The organism is Ponticaulis koreensis DSM 19734 (assembly GCF_000420665.1).
GTDB lineage: Bacteria > Pseudomonadota > Alphaproteobacteria > Caulobacterales > Hyphomonadaceae > Ponticaulis > Ponticaulis koreensis.
Genome location: NZ_ATVJ01000005.1, coordinates 1 through 5,251, shown reverse-complemented (window position 1 = coordinate 5,251; position 5,251 = coordinate 1). Strand labels below are relative to the sequence as shown.

Annotated in this window: 3 tRNA genes and 3 rRNA genes; all 6 read left to right on the top strand. The window is 52.8% G+C overall.

The features are described from left to right. The first annotated feature begins 26 nt into the window (after positions 1-26). The 6 genes from G523_RS0117195 (at position 27) to G523_RS0117170 (ending at position 5,238) form a co-directional block, all read left to right on the top strand. Positions 27-1,479, top strand: a 16S ribosomal RNA gene (locus tag G523_RS0117195). Between the two features lie 190 nt (positions 1,480-1,669). After that, positions 1,670-1,746, top strand: a tRNA-Ile gene (locus G523_RS0117190). Positions 1,747-1,770: 24 nt separating this feature from the next. Then, positions 1,771-1,846, top strand: a tRNA-Ala gene (locus tag G523_RS0117185). A 199-nt stretch (positions 1,847-2,045) separates the two neighbouring features. Next, positions 2,046-4,813: ribosomal RNA gene (locus G523_RS0117180) — 23S ribosomal RNA — on the top strand. A gap of 87 nt (positions 4,814-4,900) precedes the next feature. Next, a 5S ribosomal RNA gene (gene rrf / locus G523_RS0117175) occupies positions 4,901-5,015 on the top strand. Together the 16S, 23S and 5S rRNA genes with 3 tRNA genes alongside form the textbook arrangement of a ribosomal RNA operon. A 146-nt stretch (positions 5,016-5,161) precedes the next feature. Next, positions 5,162-5,238 (top strand) — tRNA-Met (locus tag G523_RS0117170). Positions 5,239-5,251: the final 13 nt, after the last annotated feature.

Here is a 5,251-nt window from a genome sequence, read left to right as displayed (position 1 = left end):
AGAAACAGAATGTCAGGTCGGACACTCAACTTGAGAGTTTGATTCTGGCTCAGAACGAACGCTGGCGGCAGGCTTAACACATGCAAGTCGAACGATATAGTGGCAGACGGGTGAGTAACGCGTGGAAACGTGCCTTTCACTACGGAATAGCTCCGGGAAACTGGAATTAATACCGTATACGCCCTCCGGGGGAAAGATTTATCGGTGAAAGATCGGTCCGCGTTAGATTAGATAGTTGGTGGGGTAATGGCCTACCAAGTCTACGATCTATAGCTGGTCTGAGAGGATGATCAGCCACACTGGGACTGAGACACGGCCCAGACTCCTACGGGAGGCAGCAGTGGGGAATCTTGCACAATGGGCGAAAGCCTGATGCAGCCATGCCGCGTGAATGATGAAGGCCTTAGGGTTGTAAAATTCTTTCGCTAGGGACGATAATGACGGTACCTAGTAAAGAAGCCCCGGCTAACTTCGTGCCAGCAGCCGCGGTAATACGAAGGGGGCTAGCGTTGTTCGGAATTACTGGGCGTAAAGCGCGCGTAGGCGGACTAACAAGTTGGATGTGAAATCCCAGGGCTCAACTCTGGAACTGCATTCAAAACTGTTAGTCTAGAGGCCAGGAGAGGTCAGTGGAATACCGAGTGTAGAGGTGAAATTCGTAGATATTCGGTGGAACACCAGTGGCGAAGGCGACTGACTGGACTGGTACTGACGCTGAGGTGCGAAAGTGTGGGGAGCAAACAGGATTAGATACCCTGGTAGTCCACACCGTAAACGATGAATGCTAGTTGTCTGCATGCATGCATGTAGGTGACGCAGCTAACGCATTAAGCATTCCGCCTGGGGAGTACGGCCGCAAGGTTAAAACTCAAAGAAATTGACGGGGGCCCGCACAAGCGGTGGAGCATGTGGTTTAATTCGAAGCAACGCGCAGAACCTTACCCACGTTTGACATGCCCTGTTTGATCGATGGAGACATCTTTCTTGGTTCGTCCGCAGGTGCACAGGTGCTGCATGGCTGTCGTCAGCTCGTGTCGTGAGATGTTGGGTTAAGTCCCGCAACGAGCGCAACCCTCACCCTTAGTTGCCAGCAGGTTAGGCTGGGCACTCTAAGGGAACTGCCGGTGGCAAGCCGGAGGAAGGTGGGGATGACGTCAAGTCCTCATGGCCCTTACGCGTGGGGCTACACACGTGCTACAATGGTAGTGACAATGGGATAATCCCAAAAAACTATCTCAGTTCGGATTGTCGTCTGCAACTCGACGGCATGAAGTTGGAATCGCTAGTAATCGTGGATCAGCATGCCACGGTGAATACGTTCCCGGGCCTTGTACACACCGCCCGTCACATCATGGGAGTTGGTTCTACCCGAAGACTGTGTGCTAACTTCGGAGGCAGCAGGCCACGGTAGGATCAGTGACTGGGATGAAGTCGTAACAAGGTAGCCGTAGGGGAACCTGCGGCTGGATCACCTCCTTTCTAAGGATGTTCGAGATTAACAGCTTGCTGTTTCGAGAACTCCAAAGACATAGAGCCTTAGAGCTCAAAACATGGCGTGTCGTCGCCGTCTTCGTTTCTCTTCCGCACTTCTGATAAAAAAGAAGTGGCGAGTCCGGCGGGCGTTCTGCCGTCCGCCTAGCGTCCAGCCGAGGGCTTTGGCCTTCATTGAGGGCCGGTAGCTCAGGTGGTTAGAGCGCACGCCTGATAAGCGTGAGGTCGGAGGTTCAAGTCCTCCTCGGCCCACCATGGACGCCGACGTGAATACCAATTGGGGCCATAGCTCAGTTGGGAGAGCGCTTGATTTGCATTCAAGAGGTCGTCGGTTCGATTCCGTCTGGCTCCACCAGGTATTCTGGACTCGCAAGAAGAAACCAAGTTCCAAACTTACAATGTTTGGTGACTATTTTAAATCGTATAGAAGGGTTTACCCGGCACCGGTTGAGGTGCTGATTTCCTGAAAGGGTAAACCTGCTGACAACATATTAATTGTCTGACTGAAGACGATTGTGTGGGGTGTATTCACCACCACGCATGAGTTTTTAAGCAATCAAGTGCCAAAGGGCATCTGGTGGATGTCTTGGCGGTAAGAGGCGATGAAGGACGTGGCACGCTGCGATAAGGCCCGGGGAGGCGCGAGCACCCTTTGATCCGGGCATGTCCGAATGGGGAAACCCACCTCCGAGATGATTAATTATTCCAGGTTTTCGGATCTGGTCTGACTAATCATTTCAAAAGAGAGGTATTTCACACTGAATACATAGGTGTTGAAAAGCGAACGCGGGGAATTGAAACATCTAAGTACCCGTAGGAAAAGAAATCAAACGAGATTCCCTTAGTAGTGGCGAGCGAACGGGGACCAGGCCTGAAGTCTATACAACAGGAAGCGGATGGGAAGCCGCGCCATAGTGGGTGATAGCCCCGTACTGGTATAAAAAGACTTCGTTAGAGTAGGGCGGGACACGTGAAATCCTGTCTGAATATGGGGGGACCACCCTCCAAGCCTAAATACTCCTTACCGACCGATAGTGAACAAGTACCGTGAGGGAAAGATGAAAAGCACCCCGACGAGGGGAGTGAAACAGTCCCTGAAACCGGATGCCTACAAGCAGGGGGAGCGAAAGTGACCCCGTACCTTTTGTATAATGGGTCAGCGACTTAGTATTGCGAGCAAGCTTAAGCCGTTAGGTGGAGGCGAAGCGAAAGCGAGTCTGAATAGGGCGTCGAGTTCGTAGTATTAGACCCGAAGGCAGGTGATCTAGATATGAGCAGGCTGAAGGTGAGGTAACACTCACTGAAGGGCCGAACCGTTGAACGTTGAAAAGTTCTCGGATGACTTGTGTCTAGGGGTGAAAGGCCAATCAAACCTGCTGATAGCTGGTTCTCCGCGAAATCTATTTAGGTAGAGCGTCGACCGAATACCTCTGGGGGTAGAGCACTGGATGGGCTATGGGGGCTCACCGCCTTACTGATCCTAACCAAACTCCGAATACCAGAGAGTACTAGTCGGCAGACACACGGCGGGTGCTAACGTCCGTCGTGGAGAGGGAAACAACCCTGACCACCAATTAAGGTCCCCAAGTAATGGCTAAGTGGTAAAGCATGTGGAAATGCTGAGACAATCAGGAGGTTGGCTTAGAAGCAGCCATCCTTTAAAGAAAGCGTAACAGCTCACTGATCAAGCGTTTCTGCGGCGAAAATGTAACGGGGCTAAAGCCATTCACCGAAATTGTGGGCTCGAAAGAGCGGTAGCGGAGCGTTCCGTAAGTCTGTGAAGGTGAACTGTAAGGTTTGCTGGAGATATCGGAAGTGAGAATGCTGACATGAGTAGCGATAAAGCGGGTGAGAGACCCGCTCGCCGAAAGTCCAAGGGTTCCTGCGTAAAGCTAATCTGCGCAGGGTTAGCCGGCCCCTAAGGCGAGGCCGAAAGGCGTAGTCGATGGGAACCACGTTAATATTCGTGGGCCAGATGAGAAGTGACGAATTCCGAAAGTGGTCAATACTTATTGGATTGTATTGGCTGCCTGGGAGTTCCTGGAAATAGCCTCATCATAGACCGTACCCTAAACCAACACAGGTGGACAGGTAGAGCATACCAAGGCGCTTGAGAGAACGATGTTGAAGGAACTCGGCAAATTACCTCCGTAACTTCGGGAGAAGGAGGCCTCATATTTGGGCAACCAATTGTGAGGGGCACAACCCAGGGGGTTGCGACTGTTTATCAAAAACACAGGGCTCTGCGAAGCCGCAAGGCGACGTATAGGGTCTGACGCCTGCCCGGTGCCGGAAGGTTAAAAGGAGGAGTGCAAGCTCCGAATTGAAGCCCCGGTGAACGGCGGCCGTAACTATAACGGTCCTAAGGTAGCGAAATTCCTTGTCGGGTAAGTTCCGACCTGCACGAATGGCGTAACGACTTCCCCACTGTCTCCAACATCGACTCAGCGAAATTGAATTCCCCGTGAAGATGCGGGGTACCCGCGGTCAGACGGAAAGACCCTGTGAACCTTTACTGCAGCTTCTCAGTGGCATTAACGACGATATGTGTAGGATAGGTGGGAGGCTTTGAAGCATTAGCGCCAGCTAGTGTGGAGCCAATCTTGAAATACCACCCTTATTTTCGTTGATGTCTAACCGCGCCCCTGGATGGGGCCGGGACCCTGGGTGGCGGGCAGTTTGACTGGGGCGGTCGCCTCCTAAAGCGTAACGGAGGCGCGCGATGGTAAGCTCAAGCCGGTCGGACATCGGCTGTTGAGTGCAATGGCATAAGCTTGCCTGACTGCGAGATCGACGGATCGAGCAGAGACGAAAGTCGGTCATAGTGATCCGGTGGTCCTGAGTGGAAGGGCCATCGCTCAACGGATAAAAGGTACTCCGGGGATAACAGGCTGATGATGCCCAAGAGTCCATATCGACGGCATCGTTTGGCACCTCGATGTCGGCTCATCACATCCTGGGGCTGGAGCAGGTCCCAAGGGTTCGGCTGTTCGCCGATTAAAGTGGTACGTGAGCTGGGTTCAGAACGTCGTGAGACAGTTTGGTCCCTATCTGCCGTGGGAGTTGGAAGCTTGAGAGGATCTGTCCCTAGTACGAGAGGACCGGGATGGACACACCTCTGGTGGACCTGTTGTGGCGCCAGCCGCAGTGCAGGGTAGCTATGTGTGGACGGGATAACCGCTGAAAGCATCTAAGCGGGAAACCCACCTCAATACTAGGCTTCCCAGAGAGCCGTTCTAGACTAGGACGTCGATAGGCTAGGTGTGGAAGTGCCGCGAGGCATGGAGCTAACTAGTACTAATTGCTCAATAGGCTTGATTGCCGCTCATGCGTGTTGGTGAGTATATCTCACCCAAAACATGCGTCTCTCAGACACTTAATATATACGTTCAGCATTCTTTTTTGCCGACCTGGTGGTTATGGCGGGGGTTCCCCACCCGATCCCATCCCGAACTCGGCCGTTAAGTCCCCCTGCGCCAATGGTACTGCGTCTCAAGACGTGGGAGAGTAGGTCGCTGCCGGGTCCGCAAAGAAGAATGGTGCACTCAAAGTCAGCAGGAAACACAAACCCTTCTATCAATACGACTTCACCCTCGGGTGTAACAAAATCCGCATCGACACCCGTCCTTGCGGTTTTTTTGTCTCTAAACCAAGAGACATATATCAGTGACGCGGGATGGAGCAGCCCGGTAGCTCGTCAGGCTCATAACCTGAAGGTCGTAGGTTCAAATCCTACTCCCGCACCCAACAAAAAGCCCTC